18 protein-coding genes are annotated in these 16,908 nt (G+C 44.6%); 5 read left to right on the forward strand and 13 right to left on the reverse strand.

The window, feature by feature from the left end; genetic code table 11:
• Both paaB and paaA read right to left on the reverse strand, forming a co-directional pair.
• Positions 1 to 291 carry a 1,2-phenylacetyl-CoA epoxidase subunit PaaB gene (gene paaB / locus FTV48_RS08200; RefSeq protein ID WP_004279183.1) on the reverse strand — a complete coding sequence of 97 codons (291 nt, stop codon included), beginning with the start codon at positions 289 to 291 and terminating at the stop codon, positions 1 to 3.
• A 33-nt stretch (positions 292 to 324) separates the two neighbouring features.
• Positions 325 to 1,269 (reverse strand): 1,2-phenylacetyl-CoA epoxidase subunit PaaA, encoded by a 945-nt coding sequence (gene paaA / locus FTV48_RS08205; protein WP_179999981.1) that lies wholly within the window; start codon positions 1,267 to 1,269, stop codon positions 325 to 327.
• A 263-nt stretch (positions 1,270 to 1,532) separates the two neighbouring features.
• Between paaA and paaZ the strand changes: the two genes are divergently transcribed.
• The 3 genes from paaZ to FTV48_RS08220 all read left to right on the forward strand — a co-directional run bounded on the left by paaZ (position 1,533) and on the right by FTV48_RS08220 (position 6,401).
• Positions 1,533 to 3,644: a phenylacetic acid degradation bifunctional protein PaaZ gene (gene paaZ, locus FTV48_RS08210; RefSeq protein WP_179999983.1), complete on the forward strand. Its 2,112-nt coding sequence runs from the start codon at positions 1,533 to 1,535 to the stop codon at positions 3,642 to 3,644.
• A gap of 194 nt (positions 3,645 to 3,838) precedes the next feature.
• Positions 3,839 to 5,278 (forward strand): MFS transporter, encoded by a 1,440-nt coding sequence (locus FTV48_RS08215; RefSeq protein ID WP_179999985.1) that lies wholly within the window; start codon positions 3,839 to 3,841, stop codon positions 5,276 to 5,278.
• A gap of 187 nt (positions 5,279 to 5,465) precedes the next feature.
• On the forward strand, positions 5,466 to 6,401 hold the full coding sequence (locus FTV48_RS08220; RefSeq protein ID WP_179999987.1) for a tRNA-dihydrouridine synthase: 936 nt from the start codon (positions 5,466 to 5,468) through the stop codon (positions 6,399 to 6,401).
• A gap of 52 nt (positions 6,402 to 6,453) precedes the next feature.
• Here FTV48_RS08220 and FTV48_RS08225 read toward each other — a convergent pair whose 3' ends face one another.
• The 4 genes from FTV48_RS08225 to rpe form a co-directional block, all read right to left on the reverse strand.
• Positions 6,454 to 7,116 (reverse strand): nuclease-related domain-containing protein, encoded by a 663-nt coding sequence (locus FTV48_RS08225; protein WP_180000001.1) that lies wholly within the window; start codon positions 7,114 to 7,116, stop codon positions 6,454 to 6,456.
• A gap of 33 nt (positions 7,117 to 7,149) precedes the next feature.
• Positions 7,150 to 7,632, reverse strand: coding sequence for a methylated-DNA--[protein]-cysteine S-methyltransferase (locus FTV48_RS08230; RefSeq protein WP_100328961.1), 483 nt, complete (start codon positions 7,630 to 7,632; stop codon positions 7,150 to 7,152).
• A gap of 74 nt (positions 7,633 to 7,706) precedes the next feature.
• Positions 7,707 to 8,024, reverse strand: coding sequence for a quaternary ammonium compound efflux SMR transporter SugE (sugE, locus tag FTV48_RS08235; RefSeq protein ID WP_005095886.1), 318 nt, complete (start codon positions 8,022 to 8,024; stop codon positions 7,707 to 7,709).
• Positions 8,025 to 8,653: 629 nt separating this feature from the next.
• Positions 8,654 to 9,340 (reverse strand): ribulose-phosphate 3-epimerase, encoded by a 687-nt coding sequence (gene rpe / locus FTV48_RS08240; protein WP_179999989.1) that lies wholly within the window; start codon positions 9,338 to 9,340, stop codon positions 8,654 to 8,656.
• Between the two features lie 171 nt (positions 9,341 to 9,511).
• Here rpe and FTV48_RS08245 point away from each other — a divergent pair, with 171 nt between their 5' ends.
• Positions 9,512 to 9,790, forward strand: a complete 279-nt coding sequence (locus FTV48_RS08245) for a DUF2218 domain-containing protein (protein ID WP_005095882.1) — start codon at positions 9,512 to 9,514, stop codon at positions 9,788 to 9,790.
• Between the two features lie 383 nt (positions 9,791 to 10,173).
• Here the strand turns inward: FTV48_RS08245 and fghA are convergent, their stop codons facing one another.
• The 7 genes from fghA to FTV48_RS08280 form a co-directional block, all read right to left on the reverse strand.
• Positions 10,174 to 11,010: an S-formylglutathione hydrolase gene (fghA, locus tag FTV48_RS08250; protein ID WP_100355870.1), complete on the reverse strand. Its 837-nt coding sequence runs from the start codon at positions 11,008 to 11,010 to the stop codon at positions 10,174 to 10,176.
• 44 nt (positions 11,011 to 11,054) lie between these two features.
• Positions 11,055 to 12,437 carry a C13 family peptidase gene (locus tag FTV48_RS08255; protein WP_179999991.1) on the reverse strand — a complete coding sequence of 461 codons (1,383 nt, stop codon included), beginning with the start codon at positions 12,435 to 12,437 and terminating at the stop codon, positions 11,055 to 11,057.
• Between the two features lie 121 nt (positions 12,438 to 12,558).
• Positions 12,559 to 13,380 carry a class I SAM-dependent methyltransferase gene (locus FTV48_RS08260; RefSeq protein WP_074384092.1) on the reverse strand — a complete coding sequence of 274 codons (822 nt, stop codon included), beginning with the start codon at positions 13,378 to 13,380 and terminating at the stop codon, positions 12,559 to 12,561.
• Positions 13,374 to 14,198, reverse strand: a complete 825-nt coding sequence (locus tag FTV48_RS08265) for an undecaprenyl-diphosphate phosphatase (protein WP_005095875.1) — start codon at positions 14,196 to 14,198, stop codon at positions 13,374 to 13,376. Before FTV48_RS08265 ends, FTV48_RS08260 begins: the two co-directional genes overlap by 7 nt.
• Before the next feature lie 16 nt (positions 14,199 to 14,214).
• Entirely contained in the window at positions 14,215 to 14,880 is a 666-nt protein-coding gene (tsaB, locus tag FTV48_RS08270; RefSeq protein WP_074384091.1) for a tRNA (adenosine(37)-N6)-threonylcarbamoyltransferase complex dimerization subunit type 1 TsaB, read from the reverse strand.
• A gap of 136 nt (positions 14,881 to 15,016) precedes the next feature.
• Positions 15,017 to 15,544 (reverse strand): gamma carbonic anhydrase family protein, encoded by a 528-nt coding sequence (locus tag FTV48_RS08275; RefSeq protein ID WP_373683528.1) that lies wholly within the window; start codon positions 15,542 to 15,544, stop codon positions 15,017 to 15,019.
• Positions 15,545 to 15,568: 24 nt separating this feature from the next.
• On the reverse strand, positions 15,569 to 16,177 hold the full coding sequence (locus FTV48_RS08280; RefSeq protein ID WP_005095870.1) for a CoA pyrophosphatase: 609 nt from the start codon (positions 16,175 to 16,177) through the stop codon (positions 15,569 to 15,571).
• 123 nt (positions 16,178 to 16,300) lie between these two features.
• On the opposite strand from FTV48_RS08280, the gene FTV48_RS08285 reads away from it, so the two are divergent.
• Positions 16,301 to 16,849: an NUDIX hydrolase gene (locus tag FTV48_RS08285; RefSeq protein WP_167381261.1), complete on the forward strand. Its 549-nt coding sequence runs from the start codon at positions 16,301 to 16,303 to the stop codon at positions 16,847 to 16,849.
• Positions 16,850 to 16,908 lie beyond the last annotated feature (59 nt).

Genomic DNA, 16,908 nt, shown 5'->3' on the forward strand with positions numbered 1-16,908 from the left:
TTACATGTGCTCAATGCCAGCTGGAATGTTATAAAAGGTTGGATGGCGATAAACCTTGTCCAAAGCGGGTTCAAAAAATTCTGCTTTTTCATCTGGCTGTGAAGAGGTAATCAGTTCAGATTTCACCACCCAAATACTGATCCCTTCATTGCGGCGGGTATACACATCGCGGGCATTTTGTAGTGCGACTTCCTCATCCGGTGCACGCAGGCTGCCGACATGACGGTGACTCAAACCCTGTTTACTACGCACAAACACTTCATAAAGTGACCAGTTGTTTTTGTTATTCATGAGCAAATTTCCTTATATTGATCAAACTATTTTTTAAGCGACTTTTTGTGCTGCTGACTGTTGCTGCTGTTTCTGCGCATAGACGGCTGCGGAATCACGTACCCACTTGCCGCCTTCCCAGGCTTTTCGGCGTGCTTCGATACGCTCATGGTTACAAGGTCCCTTGCCTGCAAGAATCGCAAAGAACTCATCCCAATTGATTTCACCAAATTCATAATGTCCGGTTGCTTCATTGAATTTGAGGTCTGGATCTGGAACGGTTAAACCAAGCTGTAAGACTTGCGATACAGTGTTATCGACAAATTTCTGACGTAGTTCATCGTTGCTGAATAATTTAATTTTCCACTGCATACTTTGTGCACTGTTCGGTGAATTATCATCACTTGGACCAAACATCATCAGTGCCGGCCACCAGAAACGGTTCACTGCATCCTGTGCCAATTGCTTTTGTTCCGGCGTACCATTGGCCAGTTCCATCATGGCTTCAAAGCCCTGACGCTGATGGAAACTTTCTTCCTTACAGACGCGCACCATGGCACGTGCATAAGGACCGTAAGACGTACGGCAAAGCGCAACCTGATTGACAATTGCTGCACCATCCACCAGCCAGCCAATCGCTGCAACATCGGCCCAGCTTAGGGTTGGATAGTTAAAAATTGAAGAATATTTCATGCGACCGGCAATCAGTTTATCCATCATGTCGTCACGATCCGCACCCAAGGTTTCTGCAGCGCTGTACAGATACAAAGCATGACCGGCTTCATCCTGGACTTTTGCCATCAGCACGGCTTTACGTTTTAAGGTCGGTGCACGGGTAATCCAGTTGCCTTCCGGCAACATGCCCACCACTTCAGAGTGTGCATGCTGACCGATCTGACGAATCAAGGTCTTACGATAAGCATCCGGCATCCAGTCCTTCGGCTCTATGGAAATATCCTTTTCAATCTTTTGATCGAAGATTTGTTGTTGGTTATTCATTGTTCCCTCACTTATCCCAAGTGTTGATACACCCAAATTAAAACGATACGTAATTAAAATCAATATCTATTTATTAGTATCATTTAATTTTTATCCCTTATTTTTTGTAAATATATGTTTTACATCATTTAATATTTTTTATTTTATTGTTATTCATTTTTAAACACAGATTTATGATTGACATTTTCAATTTTTCAACACAAATTATGAAACATCAAAATTAAAAATACCCCTCAAAACGTATCATAAATGGAGTTTTTACAATGTTAGAGTTAGACAGCAGCTCAAGCACAATGGATTATCAAGATACTGAATCAACTCATAATCCTATTGCCATCAAAAGCTTAGCTTCACTGGTGTACGGCCAAGAATACACAGCGCAAGCCGATTTACGTACGGTTTATCATGCCATTAGCGGTGAGGCGGTTTATCAAGTTGGCAGTCAGGGCATCGATACCCAAGCCGTGGTGAAGTATGCCAAACAAAAAGGTGCGACTATTGCCACATGGACGTTTCATCAACGTGCCAATGCACTGAAGCAAGTGGCACAGTATTTGATGGAACGCAAAGAAGACTTTTATGAACTTGCCAAGGCAACCGGCTGTACCCGTAAAGATGCCTGGATTGATATTGAAGGCGGGATTGGGACCTTATATGCCTATTCGAGTTTGGTGCGTCGCGAACTGAGTGATGAAACCGCATGGGTTGAAGATGCATGGATTCCGCTATCCAAGCAAGGCAACTTTGGCGCCAAACATATACTGAGTCCTAAAGCCGGTGTCGCAGTGCATATCAATGCCTTTAACTTCCCGATCTGGGGCATGCTGGAGAAAATCGCACCGACGCTACTGGCAGGCGTACCCTGTATTGTCAAACCGGCAACAGAAGGTGCCGAGCTGACCCACGCCGTGGTCAAAGCTATTCATGAAAGCGGCTTTTTACCAGAAGGTTCACTTCAGCTGATTTGCGGTCAGATTTATGATTTATTTGATCATTTAAATCCTCAAGATACGGTCACCTTTACCGGTTCAGCATCAACAGGACAAAAACTCCGTTCTCATCCGCACCTCAATGCCTACTCTATTCCATTCACGATGGAGGCAGATTCAGTCAACAGCGCGATTTTGACTGAACAAGCCAATGACGAAAGCATTGATTTATTTGTCCGTGAAGTCTTCCGTGAAATGACCTCTAAAGCCGGACAAAAATGTACCGCAATTCGTCGTGCATTCATTCCGGCTGAACTTTTGGACACCGTACAGAGTCGCCTAATTGAAAAACTGAAAAAAGTCGTTGTGGGTGATCCGGCTCAGGAAGGCGTGACGATGGGTGCTTTGGCCAGCGTCAAACAGAAATATGATGTCGCGGCAAAAGTTGAACAGCTCAGCCAGGATGCAGAGATCGTATTCGGTAGCCACTTGCGTCAGGACTTTAAGATTCAAGTACAAAGCGCTGAAAAGTCTGCATGCTATCCACCGACAGTTTTGGTATGCAAAGTGCCAGCTCAGGCAGAAAATATCCATAAGATTGAAGCCTTTGGACCTGTAGTGACTTTAATGCCATATACTGACCTGGCTCAACTTGCTGACCTGGTGGCACGTGGCGAAGGTAGTCTGGTGGCATCCATCGTACGCAATACCGATGAAAATATTGAACAACTGCTCAGCAAAATTTCGCCATGGCATGGTCGTGTACACATTCTGGATGCTGAAAGTGCCAAAGAAAGTACCGGACATGGTTCGCCATTGCCCTTACTGGTGCATGGTGGGCCAGGACGTGCCGGTGGTGGTGAAGAACTCGGTGGCTTGCGCGCAGTCAAACATTATATGCAACGTACTGCGATTCAAGGCTCGCCAAATGCCATGACCCAAGTCGGTCATAGCTGGACGGCTGGTGCTCAGGTCTTTGAAGACCGTGTGCATCCATTCAAAAAATCATTTGATGAATTGCGTATCGGTGAGCGTTTACTGACTGCACGACGTAGCGTGACCGAAGCCGATCTGGTGAATTTCGGCTGCCTGAGCGGTGATCACTTTTATGCGCATATGGACAAAATTGCTGCGGCAGAATCACTGTTTGGTGAGCGCGTGGCCCATGGTTACTTTGTGGTATCTGCCGCGGCCGGTTTATTCGTCGAGGCTGCTCCAGGCCCGGTCATTGCCAACTATGGCATGGACAACTTGCGCTTTGTAGAGCCGGTGAAAATTGGCGATACCATTCAGGTAGAACTGACCTGTAAGCAGAAAACTCCAAAAGCACTGCGCGATCCGGCACAGAAACCACATGGTGTGGTGGTCTGGGATATTAAAGTCAAAAATCAGCGCAATGAACTGGTCGCAACCTATGATATTTTGACCCTGGTTGAGCGCGGCTAAACATTTAAACTCAAAAAAGGAATCATTATGATTCCTTTTTTTTCAATTCAAATACTATTTGTATCTATTCTTAAAAAACAGATTGACGTCAATCCAATTAAACTTTAGATTGATCAAACACGATACAAAATAAAAATAATATATAAATTAAAAGTATCAAATAAATATCTCAAACGATCAGCACAGGATGTTGCATGATGAATGATAAATCGCTAGACATAGACATGGTTGAAAGGACGATTCAACCGCCCAATCAAAGTTTTGAGCTTACACCGACAGAAACGGCCGTGCCGCTGTCTGAACAGATTGAACCACCACCGGAAAGCAGCACCTATCAATGGTATGTGGTGGTCATTTGTATGGTGGCTTACATTCTGTCATTTGTAGACCGTCAAATTTTATCCTTAATGATTGAACCGATTAAAGCCGATTTAATGCTAAGCGATACCCAGTTCAGCCTGTTACAGGGTCTAGCCTTCTCCTTGTTTTATGCCATTATGGGTCTGCCCATTGCCGCGCTGGCGGATCGAAAGTCCCGGATTAAAATTATTGCGACCGGGATTGCATTCTGGAGCCTCGCTACAGCGGCCTGTGGTCTCAGTAAAAACTTTATTCAAATGTTTATTGCACGTTTGAGTGTGGGTGCCGGTGAAGCTGCGCTTTCCCCTGCCTTTTATTCAATCGTTGCCGATTTATTTCCCAAAGATAAATTAGGCCGTGCACTCGGGGTATATGCGATTGGTGCCTTTATTGGTTCGGGTTTAGCTTTCCTGATTGGCGGCTATGTGATTGGCCTGCTAAAAGATGTCAGCTTCGTGGCTTTACCGCTCATTGGTGAAGTAAAAACCTGGCAACTTACCTTTATGATTGTGGGTCTACCAGGCGTATTGCTGGCCCTGCTGATGGTTTTGACGGTGCGTGAGCCTGCACGTAAGGGCATGAAAGTCGGTCAGGATGGTCAGGTCATTAAAGCCTCTTTCAAAAATTCGATCGGTTTTATCAAGACACATAAAAAGACCTTTTTCTGTCATTTTATCGGCTTTTCTTTTTACACCATGATGCTGTATTCGCTGCTGGGCTGGGCACCTGCCTATTACATGCGTAATTTCGGTCTGGATGCGAGTCAAACCGGTTATATCCTTGGGACGATTATTTTAGTGGCAAATACCTCTGGTGCCCTGTTCTGTGGCTGGCTGATCGACTTCTTCTCGAAACGTGGCTATAGCGATGCTGCAATTCGTACCGGTGCCATTGGCTGTGCGGCGCTGATTATTCCGAGTGTGCTGTTTACTCAGGTCGATAATATGCAGCTTTCATTTGCGCTGATTTTTGTGGCGATGTTCTTCTCTACTTTCCCGATTCCTGCATCCGCTGCTGCTACGCAAATGCTGACACCAAACCAGTTACGGGCACAGGTCTCTGCCAAGTTCCTGCTGGTATCAAACCTGATTGCCTTAGGCATCGGAACCACCGCTGTGGCGTTGATCACGGATAAATATTTTCAGAACACGATGATGGTTGGTAATTCTATTTCGATCGTCAATGCCATTGCCGGAGTGATTGGCTTCTTCTTGTTGTATAAGGGCTGTCAGTATTATCGTGAGAGTATGAAAGTCGAAAAACTGGCTGACTAAAATAGCTGGATATGAATCAGCCATCTTAAGCTTCACTGTGAAAGGCCTTTAATCCACATTAAAGGCCTTTTTTATATCCATTCCACAAGCTCAATTTTCAAGTTCTCAAATTTCAATTCTCCCTCCAACCTAGACAGGCTGGCTAAAAAAACGTATAACACCGTTTTAAATTTACAGGTGTGCACCGTTGAAACTTGTGCTTGCTCCCATGGAAGGCTTAACCGATCCGATTATGCGTGATGTGCTGACATCCGTAGGTAGCTTTGACTGGTGCGTGACCGAGTTTATCCGTGTCACCGACTCTATCCTGCCCGATCATGTTTATCACAGTTACTGCCCGGAACTGTTAAATGATGGCAAGACGGCGGCGGGTACGCCGGTACATGTGCAGTTTCTGGGAAATAATCCGGAAATGCTGGCAGCAAATGCAGCCAAAGTTGCCGCAATGGGCGCACCGGCGATTGACCTGAATTTTGGTTGTCCTGCGAAAACCGTGAACCGTCATCGCGGCGGTTCCGTTTTACTGGATGAACCCGAAGTGGTACATGAGTTAGTCAAAGCCGTGCGAGATGCAGTACCGGCGCATATTCCGGTGTCTGCGAAAATGCGTTTGGGTTATATGGATCGCAACTTTATGCTGGACAATGCCCATGCTATTGAAGATGCGGGAGCGTCTTGGGTCACCATTCATGCGCGCACCAAAGCCGATGGCTATACCCCACCTGCTTTTTGGGACCAGTTACAACCGATCCGTGAAGCATTGAAAATTAATGTGATTGCCAATGGTGAAATCTGGAACAATACCGATGCCAAACAGTGTCGTCTAGAATCTGGCTGCGAAGACCTGATGATTGGCCGTGGTGCCGTGACCACACCCGACCTGACCCAATGTATCCGCCAAAATTCAGATGCACCTTTGATGAACTGGAATGAATTGCTGGAACTGCAAATTCGCTTTATCAATGGTTCCGCCAAAACTGAAATTGGCATGGTCGGTCGTTACAAGCAATGGCTGGGCATGATGTCGAAACATTATCCTGAAGCCAAAGCCTTATGGGATGAAGTAAAGCGGATTAAAGTTCTGGCCGAGATTACCGAAAAACTGAAAGCTTCAAATATGTAAATGCAAAAGCCTTTGAATGATTCAAAGGCTTTTTTTGATTCTATAAATCATTTTAAGGCTGCTTATGCTGTTTTAAGCTTTCTACATGTTCCCGATTGGTTTTCCAGGATTTTTCTAAAAGCTCTTTTTCTAAACGCAGTTGTATCCGTTTTAATTTCGTTTCAGAAATCATCTGTTGATCAAAACTTTTCACATAGTCGGTCCAAGCTGCGCCCCGAAATACATCATTTGGCATTGGCGTTTTAAATACCGCATCCGGCATAAATACAATCACGGAATGCAAAAGATCTGGCTCCACAATATCAGCCAGTAATTGTTCCAGAACTTTGATGTGTTTATAGTTTTGATGAATTGGATTTTGAAATGTATAACTGTTTTTATAAATTTTCTGGGTCCATTGTTTCTGACGCGCGCTTGCAAAAATCCAGCCCTTATAGTTTTTGGTTTCAATCACAAAGATGCCATAAGGACTTAATAGCAGATGATCGATTTGTGTGGTGGCACCTGCTCCATCTGGAAGGGTCAAATCATTCAGCAGAATGTATTCAGGGTCTTTTAAATACAGTTTGACATGGGCAGCAACCGCAAATTCTCCTAATTTCCCTTTTAAAAATGGCTTAAATAATTTAAAAACAATCACGCCAAAGAACAGCAGAAAAATCCACCATACACTGGACCAGAGCGAACTTAATATCTGTAATGTGGAATGTTCAATATTCTAATTTTCATTTATTTTAAGACTTCGATCTTAATGCGTTCGCTCAATATTTAACAGAATTTCTTTTTTATCCAAACCACCGGCGAAGCCCACCAGCTTACCACTGCTGCCAATCACCCGGTGACAGGGTGCAATAATCGAAATCGGGTTTTTCCCGTTGGCTGCACCCACGGCACGCACTGCTTTAACATTACCTACCTGCTCGGCAATATCGCGATAGCTTCGGGTCTGGCCATAAGGAATATTCAGCAGAGCCTGCCAGACTTTTTTCTGAAAATCGGTTCCGGCAAAGTCCAAAGGCAAGTCAAAAACATTGCGCTGACCAGCAAAATACTCCTGAAGCTGGCGTCTGGTTTCAATCAATAGCGGATGCTGCAGATCTTCCACCAAGGTCGCCAGTTTCACCCGATTCGGCTGTTCACAATCCCAAAGCACAGCTACCAGTGCGGTGTCATTCGCGACCAGTCGTAACTGACCGACTGGAGAATCCATATAGAGATAACTTAAGTTCATGCTTACACCCTGTCCCGGATCAGCGGAGTTTATTTTCTATTTTAACTCAGTTCACCGAGACAGGCTGAAACAAATTATGAAGAAGATACTTTCATCAGCACCAGACCGGAAATAATCAATACTGCAGCCAGCATACGCATGGCCGATGTCGGCTCACCCAAAACTAAAATCCCGATCAGAAATGAACCCACAGCCCCGATTCCGGTCCAGATCACGTAAGCTGTGCCTAATGGCAAAGTACGCATGGCATAGGCCAGTAAGGCAAAGCTGAGAATCATAAAGAAAATGGTGATGATACTTGGCGTTAATCGGGTAAATCCTTCGGACAATTTCATGGAATATGCCCAAACGATTTCAAAAACACCTGCGAATATAAGTGCAATCCAGGCCATGCAGCCCTCCTCTTTTATCTAAGAATCAGGCCGTCCTGACGATTTTTCCTGTGCATTTCAGCATGAAATAGACAAGGGAGGTCGTTCCTCCTACCTATAAAAAATTTTATAAAACCAGATTACGCACACCTGATTATTTTTACAAAACATGACTCTTAGAGATGCAACTTAACCTGATCTTACTCAAATCTTCAAGACATTTGTCGCTGCTGTTATTATGGTAGATATTCAAAATGATCATTCAGAAATAGCCCCTATGATCAGGCAAATTCAGCAACAACAATTTCACAAAAATAAGTGCAGCATATCAAGTTATACACATCCATTAAATTTAAATAACGAGCAAAGAGATTACACAATGAAATACAATTTTAATACCTATTGATCACTTTTTATTTAACATGATTATGAACCTGTGATGAATAAACGACCCCTAAACAAGAGGGGTTTGAAGGTATAAAAAGAACCAAATGTGAGTTCTTTTTATACAAATTTCGTCTAAGGCATAATCAATCTGGCTACAAATGATCACATTTTACACAACATATCCATATGGTTACCCACATGGATATCTACACACTTATCCATAAAGTTATCCACATATTTATGTGCATACTACTTTTTAGCGATTAGAGTTGGACCTGACCGACTTTGGCTAATTCTGCACGCATTTCATCAATTACAGCTTTATAATCCGGCTTGCCAAAAATAGCAGATCCAGCGACAAACATATCCGCCCCCGCTTCGGCAATTGCACGAATATTGCTTGGGGTAACACCGCCATCGACTTCCAGCTGAATATCACGCCCTGAAGCATTGATCAGTTTACGGGCCTGACGCAGTTTATCCAAAGTCATCGGAATGAATTTCTGTCCACCAAAACCCGGGTTTACACTCATCAACAGAATTTGATCTACTTTATCTAATACATAATCCAGATAATGCAGCGGTGTGGCCGGGTTAAAGACTAAACCGGCTTTTGCACCACCCGATTTGATCAACTGTAAAGAACGGTCAATATGGTCAGATGCTTCCGGGTGGAAGGTAATGATATCGGCACCTGCTTCAAGGAAATCCCCGATCATACGATCTACCGGTTTCACCATCAAATGCACATCAATCGGGGCTTTGATCCCATAGTTTTTCAATGCCTTACAAACGCCTGCACCAAAAGTCAGATTCGGTACATAATGATTATCCATCACATCAAAATGAACAACATCTGCCCCTGCTGCCAAGACGTTCTTGACTTCTTCACCTAATCGGGCGAAATCGGCAGATAAAATTGAAGGTGCAATTAAATATGGCTTGGACATGGGAGAACCTGGCTAGCTAAAATTGGATTTTTCTCATTATAACAAATCCAGTCCGGCTACTGTGACCTTGATGTTGCAAGAATAAAACGCTGTGTAACGCTTTAAGGCTTATGAATGCCTTTCAATTTGGTTTAAAGTCCTGACAAGGATAAAAAGTTTAGAGGAGTAAGAATGCAAAGTACCGCCCAGATCCAGACTCAACAGGCGCAGCGCCTTGCCAAACGCCTGGCCAATCACTGGAAGCATAAGTTTACCATCGAAGAAACAGACCAGCAGTTCCTGATTCATTTTCCGAGTGCAGAGCTGATGTTAATTCCTCAGACTGAGCACTTGCTGGTGACCATCCAAAGTAGCGATGAATCTACCGATTTCGATAAACTGGAAAATGTGGTTCTGGATCATCTCATTCGCATGGGACAGGAAGATTTAACAGCAGACTGGCAAAGATAAGCGATAAAAAGCCCTGTTATTCAGTAATGCCAGTCAGTTAAGGAATTGACTGGCATTTTCTTTTTCAAATTCATGATTATATCTGATAGATAGAAAAGTCATCCGCAACTGTTTGAGGCATGAGGTGTATTGCACCGCAAGATTTAAAAATGATTGTTTCTGCGACAAGCTTACTAGTCGATGGTGGCTGACGAGTTTTGCGGATGACAAATGCCTTTGGTTACTTTGGGCGAAACCAAAGTAACAAATAATTTACAAGAATTTGATTTATAAAATTAATACTCCGCTGTGAGTGACTAAAAAATTAAAGAGTCTATTTCTAAACTCCTTAACTGATCAACATTACTGTTATTCAGGGCTTTTTTATATGAATAATGTTAAATTTAAGGCTGAAGCTGTACCGCATGAAACTGTAGATGGTCATCCATAAAACTTTGAATAAAGTAATAGCCATGATCATAACCCTGATGTTCACGCAAGGTCAGCGGCTGGTTCACGGCATCACAGGCCTGCTGGAACAGCGCCGGATTCAGCTGGCTATAGAACTGGTCTGAAAAACCCTGATCAATCAGGATGTCAGCGAATAAAGCCCCTTTCTCTTTAACCAGTGCAGTCGCATCATGCTTGAGCCATTCTTCACGGTTTTCACCCAGATAATTCGAGAAAGCTTTGTCTCCCCAAGGACATTGGCTTGGTGCACAGATCGGTGCAAAAGCCGAAACTGAACTAAATTTTTCTGGATATTTAAAAGCCAGAGTCAATGCACCATGTCCGCCCATACTGTGACCGAATATGCCGATCTTGCCCGGCTGAATCACAAACTCTTCTGTGACCAGTGCATAGAGTTCATCGACGATGAAGCTTTCCATCTGATAATGTTCAGCCCACGGCGCTTCGGTGGCATTGATATAAAAACCTGCTCCCTGACCGATATCCCAGTGATCGCCTTCTGCCACAGCTTCACCGCGTGGCGATGTATCCGGTGTGATTAAAATCAGGCCCAATTGTGCTGCCAGACGCTGCGCATGTGCCTTAATCGCAAAGGTTTCCTCGGTACAGGTCAAGCCTGCCAGATAAAACAATGCCGGACAGCTATGACCTTCTAGGGCTTGAGGCGGCAGATAAATGCCAAATTTGGTCGATGTTTTCAGTGCTTTCGAATCAAAGCGATAAATCCGCTGTTCACCTTCAAAGCTCCTATTGTTCTGTACGAGTTCCATGGCATATTCCTTATGATTGCAGCATATCTGCTGATGACATTGATCTAAGGTGATTGTGTCATTGTACTGGTTTGCGGAAATAAACGTTGTTCCAGCTGTGGCAACATCAATTGCATATTCTTGCCAATCACCCATTGCGGTTCTGAAGGCTCGAAGCCTTGCGCTGATTCCCATTTTGCTACGGTATCTCTGGCCTGTTCGAACGCGGCTTGCAGACTGCTATTTTCACGCATCGCTTCATCAAAGAATGCACGGCCAAAATAGGTATAATCCGCTTCATTGGAGCAGCCAAAAGACTGACGGTCAGCTGCCGAAGCCGTAACCACCAGGGTATTGTCATTCTGCAGGGCCGAAGCAAAGCTGCCGGAAAAACAGGCCGAGATCACAATCACACGCCAGCGAATGCCTGCTGCATCCAGTGTTTCACGTAACCATTTTGGATCGACCTGGGCCAAATCCAGCGGCGCATTTTCCATTTCAAACACATTTGGCAGACCATGAGAGGTCATATATAAAAATAACACATCACTTTCACGGTTCATCTGCTGGCCCATACGGCGCAATGCCAGTTCTATACTGGTTTTGGAGGCAATCGGCAGGGTGGTACGTGTCGCCGGATGATTGACCAAAGCAATAGAACGGCCATAAGTGCCAAAACGGGTATCAAACTGCTCTTTAATCCGCTCGATTTCAGAATGAAATACATCCTGATAACTTGCGCCAGCCACGCCCATAAAATACCAGTGCGATTGGGCAAATTCACCGTATTCGATATTTTCCAGGGCTTTATTCAGCAAAATTGGCTGCGCATAAAATGCATCTTCGGCAAAGCTCGGTGGAATTTCTTCGACTTTCCAGATCGGTTGATCTTTGACTGAAATTTGCCAGACCACCAGCGTAAACAAGGTCGCCAGCATAATCAGCGCACGTTCCCACCACGGCCATTTTAATTCACGTGAAATTACCCAGACCACAGCCAGACTTTGCCAGACAAATAACATGACAAACAGGGTCGGAATATAGTCATAGAGGATATAAGGCAGATAGTCCAGATCGCCCAGATATTGAATCAGGCACTGGAACAGCATGATATGAGTATCTAAAACCAGCCATAACAATGCCGGCACCAGCATCAAACGCAGGTTATTGATCCGTTGCGACAGAAAGATACCCACAATCAGCGCAATAAAAGGCCAAAGTGCATAACTAATCAGACCTTGAGAGTTAAAATCTCCCATACGGCCTGAACTGAGCCAGCTAAATAGGCTGTTGGCACAACCACCCAGAATCCCCCAGAACACCAATTGCATGATCGATGGACGAACCAGTTGCAATGAACGCCGAGATCCCAGAAATAACCACATCCCGGCAATTTGGTTGCTCTTAAAATCGTGCCAAAAATTAATGGAGGGTTTAAAGTCGATCATAGAATTTCAAGGAGATCAGTGGCTCGCTAAGGTGCTGAATAAGTTTATGCTTGATAACGGTTTTATCAATGCCAATTGTTAAATATACAACAAATCCTTGCTTAATATTGAAACAATTATCTTATTCAGCCACAAGTTCATGCTGAAAATATGCATCAAAACGGCAGGCATCACCCTGCCATTGATGATGAGGTTCTTTTTCTGCCAAAAACACCGCCAGACGTGGACGTTTGACCACCACACGTTTGGCAATTTTTTGCGCCAATTCCAACAGGTTATCTCCCAGATCCATTTCGCCATCTTCAGGCAAAAGCATGTGCAAGAGCTGCATCTGTTTTTTGACTTGCGCCTGTTTCTTAACCGCCTGCTGGTTCTGATCCCGCTGCGGGAACATCGGATCCAGATAGACCACATCTACAGTTCGATGCTGCTCGGCTTGCTGCTTCAGATAATCGGCTGAATCAGAAAAGACCAGTTGAATCCGTGATACGACTTGACTCAGAAATACATCAGATTGTGCACGGGTATGGGTATCTTCAAGTAAAGTAAATAATATGGGATGTCGTTCGACCAGCGTGACTTGGGCACCTAAATGCGCCATCAATAAACTGTCATGTCCCAGACCCGCGGTGGCATCGATCAAGCTCGGTTTCTCGGCTAAATGACAGGCACGTGCAATCATTTCAGATTTTAAAGATGCACGTTTTAAACGTCCGGTCTCGGCTTGCCAGTCCGGTTGCATTTTCATGCCATGGGCACAAAGCCAAAGTCCATTCTCATCCACACATAAGGCCAGTTCAGGATTCAGACGAAAGAAACGTGCATTGAGTTTTTCAACCGTTTCAATTTCGACCTGCACCCCACGAGAAGAAAGCACAGCCCCGAAGTGCTGTGCTTTCTGTTGATCGTCAGATTCGGCATATAAGCGAATCGCGCTTACCATAATTTCCAACCTGTATAGGCAAATAATAAAATCAGCAGACCCGAAGCAATACGATACCAGGCAAAGATCATAAAGTCGCGTTTAGCGACATAAGCCACCAGCGCGCGGATGAGTAACAGTGCCGAAATAAAAGAAACCAGAAGCCCGACCCCGATCACGGCCCAGTCTTCAGTAGTATTTAGCACATCATAACTTTGATAAAGGTCTAGCAGGCCGGCACCAATAATGACCGGAATACCCAGAAAGAATGAAAATTCAGTCGCGGCCTTACGTGATACACCTAAAAACATCGCACCGATAATGGTCGCACCTGAACGAGAGGTTCCCGGAATCAAGGACAAGACCTGAATCAGACCAATCCAGATGGCATCTTTAATACTGAGATCTTCAACTTCATGTGCACGAACTTGAGGCGGATGTTTTTCAATCCAGATAATGATCAGGCCACCCACAATCAAACCAATGGCAATGGCAATATCATTAAACAGAAACTGTTTGACCGTTTGCCCCAAGGTCAGTCCAATCAATATAATTGGAATCGAGGCCAAAATCAGGCCGATCCCTAAGCGACGACCCTGTGGCTCACCGCTGACAATTCCGGTTGCTGCTCCCCAAAGACGGGCCCAATATTCATAAATTACCGCTGCAATGGCACCCATTTGAATGGCAATGACGAATACATCACTCTTTTCCTTGGTCCAGAAATTCATTAATTCTGATGCCAAAATTAAATGGCCAGTACTGGAAATCGGCAAAAATTCGGTAATACCTTCGATAATACCCATGATTGCCGCTTTGAGTAGCAGTAAAAGATCCATGCTTTATCCTAATTAATTATGCTTTGCCTTGTTCAGGAATTTTTTTCCACGCGTTATCACGTAAATACACCGGCAGCGCCAATTCTGCACTGACCCAGTTTTCTGTGTGTGCTGCTGCACGTGCGATGCTGGCAATATCCTGTGCGGTCGCATGCACATTTTTATACATTGAAGCTTCAGTTTGTACCAGCTCAGCACCAGAGCCCACCGGCGTAAACCGAACAGCTTGACTGCCTTCGGCATAACTTAATAATTGTTCTTCATCGACCGGCTGCATGATCCCCTCTGCATCCAGTTGATAGCTCGCGATATAAACTTCGCTCATGCGTGCATCTAACACGGCAGAAACTTCAGTCAGACCATGTACACGGTAAGCTGCCTGCGCCAAGGCCTGTAAAGTCGACACCGGAATCACCGGCACATCATTTGACCAGGCCAGCGCCTGCGTGACTGCGGCATTAATCCGCACGCCGCTAAAAGAACCCGGACCACGACTAAAAGCAATCGCGGTTAAATCACCAATCGCCAGCCCAAGATCTTGCAGACCTTGTTCAATCATTGGGAGAATCGTTTGCGTTTGTGCCTTGGCGCGCGCATCAAGCTGAAAAAATAGTTCTTGAGTATCATCGATCACAGAGACGGAACACTGCTCATTGGCAGTCTCCAATGCCAGCACTTTCATGCACAACCTTAATTCAGAGAATATAAAAAACGCGGATATAATACTCCACTCATATCCGCTACGCGAGATTTTCCCGAAACAGATACAAAAATGCCTAGAAAATTCTAGGCTTATCATGATTTTCTAGAACATCGTATTAAAGCTGAATTTGTTCCAGATCCTGAAATTTCTGAAAATGCCCGGCATAGTGCAGGGCACTCATTTTCAGCTTTTGAATACTGTCTTGATCCAGCGTTTTTACCACTTTGCCCGGTGAACCCATCACCACCGAATTATCCGGAATGATCTTGCCTTCAGGAATCAGGGCATTGGCACCAATAATACAATTCTTGCCAATCACCGCATGATTCAGAATCACCGCCTGAATCCCGATCAGGCTGTTATCACCAATGGTACAGCCATGTAACATGGCCTGATGTCCGATGGTGACATAATTTCCAATTTGCATCTCAATACCGGCATCGGTATGCAGCACGGCATTTTCCTGCACATTGCTGAAATCACCCAGTTTGATTTTACTGTTATCTGCCCGTACCACGGCACCAAACCAGATGCTGACCTGCTGCCCGAGTTCGACTTGTCCAATTACTGTTGCCGTTGGTGCGACCCAGCCATCCCATGGCTGCTGTGTAGCAGTCGGTGTGTGTCCCTGAAATTTATACAACATTGATAAAATCCTGTTCAATGGTTAAAAAAATTTGGAGCGTTTAAAACTTGGTGAATTGAGCAGGAATGGCCAGTCTTTTTTATAATCCAATCCATACTGGAACAAAGAAATCAGCATACGTGCCGTCAATCCCCAGACCACTTCATTTTCTACCCGCATACTTGGAAAATATAAAGATTGCTGGGCAAAGCGGACTTCATAAGGTGTGGGCGTGGCTTCAAGCAAATGTTGCAATGAGGCAAAGAAAATCCGGTCGATTTCCGTTGGTTGCGGAATCAGCTGCACTTGCGGCGGAATCAGCCCCACAATCGGCTTAACCAGCATGCCATTACGGGCTTTCTGCATGGGCAAGTCCCCCATCAGCTGCACATCAAAGGGATTTAATGCCGTTTCCTCATAGGCTTCTCTTAAAGCCACGACAATATTGCTGGTATCTTGTGGATCGCGCTTGCCACCCGGAAACGAAACCTCTCCGGCATGATTATTCAAATAGGCCGAACGGCGGGTCAGCAATACTTTGGGATCAGCTTCATCGGTGATCGCAATCAACACGGCAGCATGCGCAGATCGAATACGCCTGGAAAAGCGTAATCGTTGCTGCAACTTTTGTGTCAACTCACGCGCATCCATTCTTTCAGCCCTAGCCATGATCATAATTTCATCATAGCTGATTTTTGATTCAGCGGGATAGAAATGATGCCAAATTTTGATTTTTCAGTTATCCTGAGCTTACTTTTATCATTGATGATGAATATGAACTTCTGTGTGAATTGTGGACATAAAACGACCGAAAAAATTCCTTTGGGCGACCAGCAAATCCGCAGCGTGTGTAATTCATGTGGCTCTATTCATTATATTAATCCAAAAGTCATTTGTGGCGCGCTGGTACTCTGGGACAATAAAGTCCTGCTGTGCCGCCGCGCCATTGAACCGCGTTACGGTTTATGGACTTTACCTGCCGGCTATATGGAACTGTTTGAAACCATGGAGCAAGGTGCTGCACGGGAAACCCGTGAAGAAGCTGAAGCCGAAGTGGAGATTGAGCAGTTGTACTGTATGTATAACATTCCGCGTATTGGCCAGATTTATGTGCTGTTCAAAGCCAATCTGATTGATGGAAAATTTGGTGCTGGTGAGGAAACCATCGAAGCACGTTTATTCGATGAAGCAGATATTCCGTGGACCGAGCTGGCTTTCCCAAGTGTAGAACATACACTAAGACATTATTTTGCAGACCGTAAAAATAATATTTTCCCGATGCATTTAGAAACCTTAGGTTCGCGTCTGGATCATACCGGTTAAATCCAATAGATTGAGCGCGCATAAAAAAATCCCATACGCAGATGGGATTTTTTATTTAT

This window comes from Acinetobacter sp. YH18001 (genome assembly GCF_013416975.1).
Classification (GTDB): Bacteria; Pseudomonadota; Gammaproteobacteria; order Pseudomonadales; family Moraxellaceae; genus Acinetobacter; species Acinetobacter pseudolwoffii.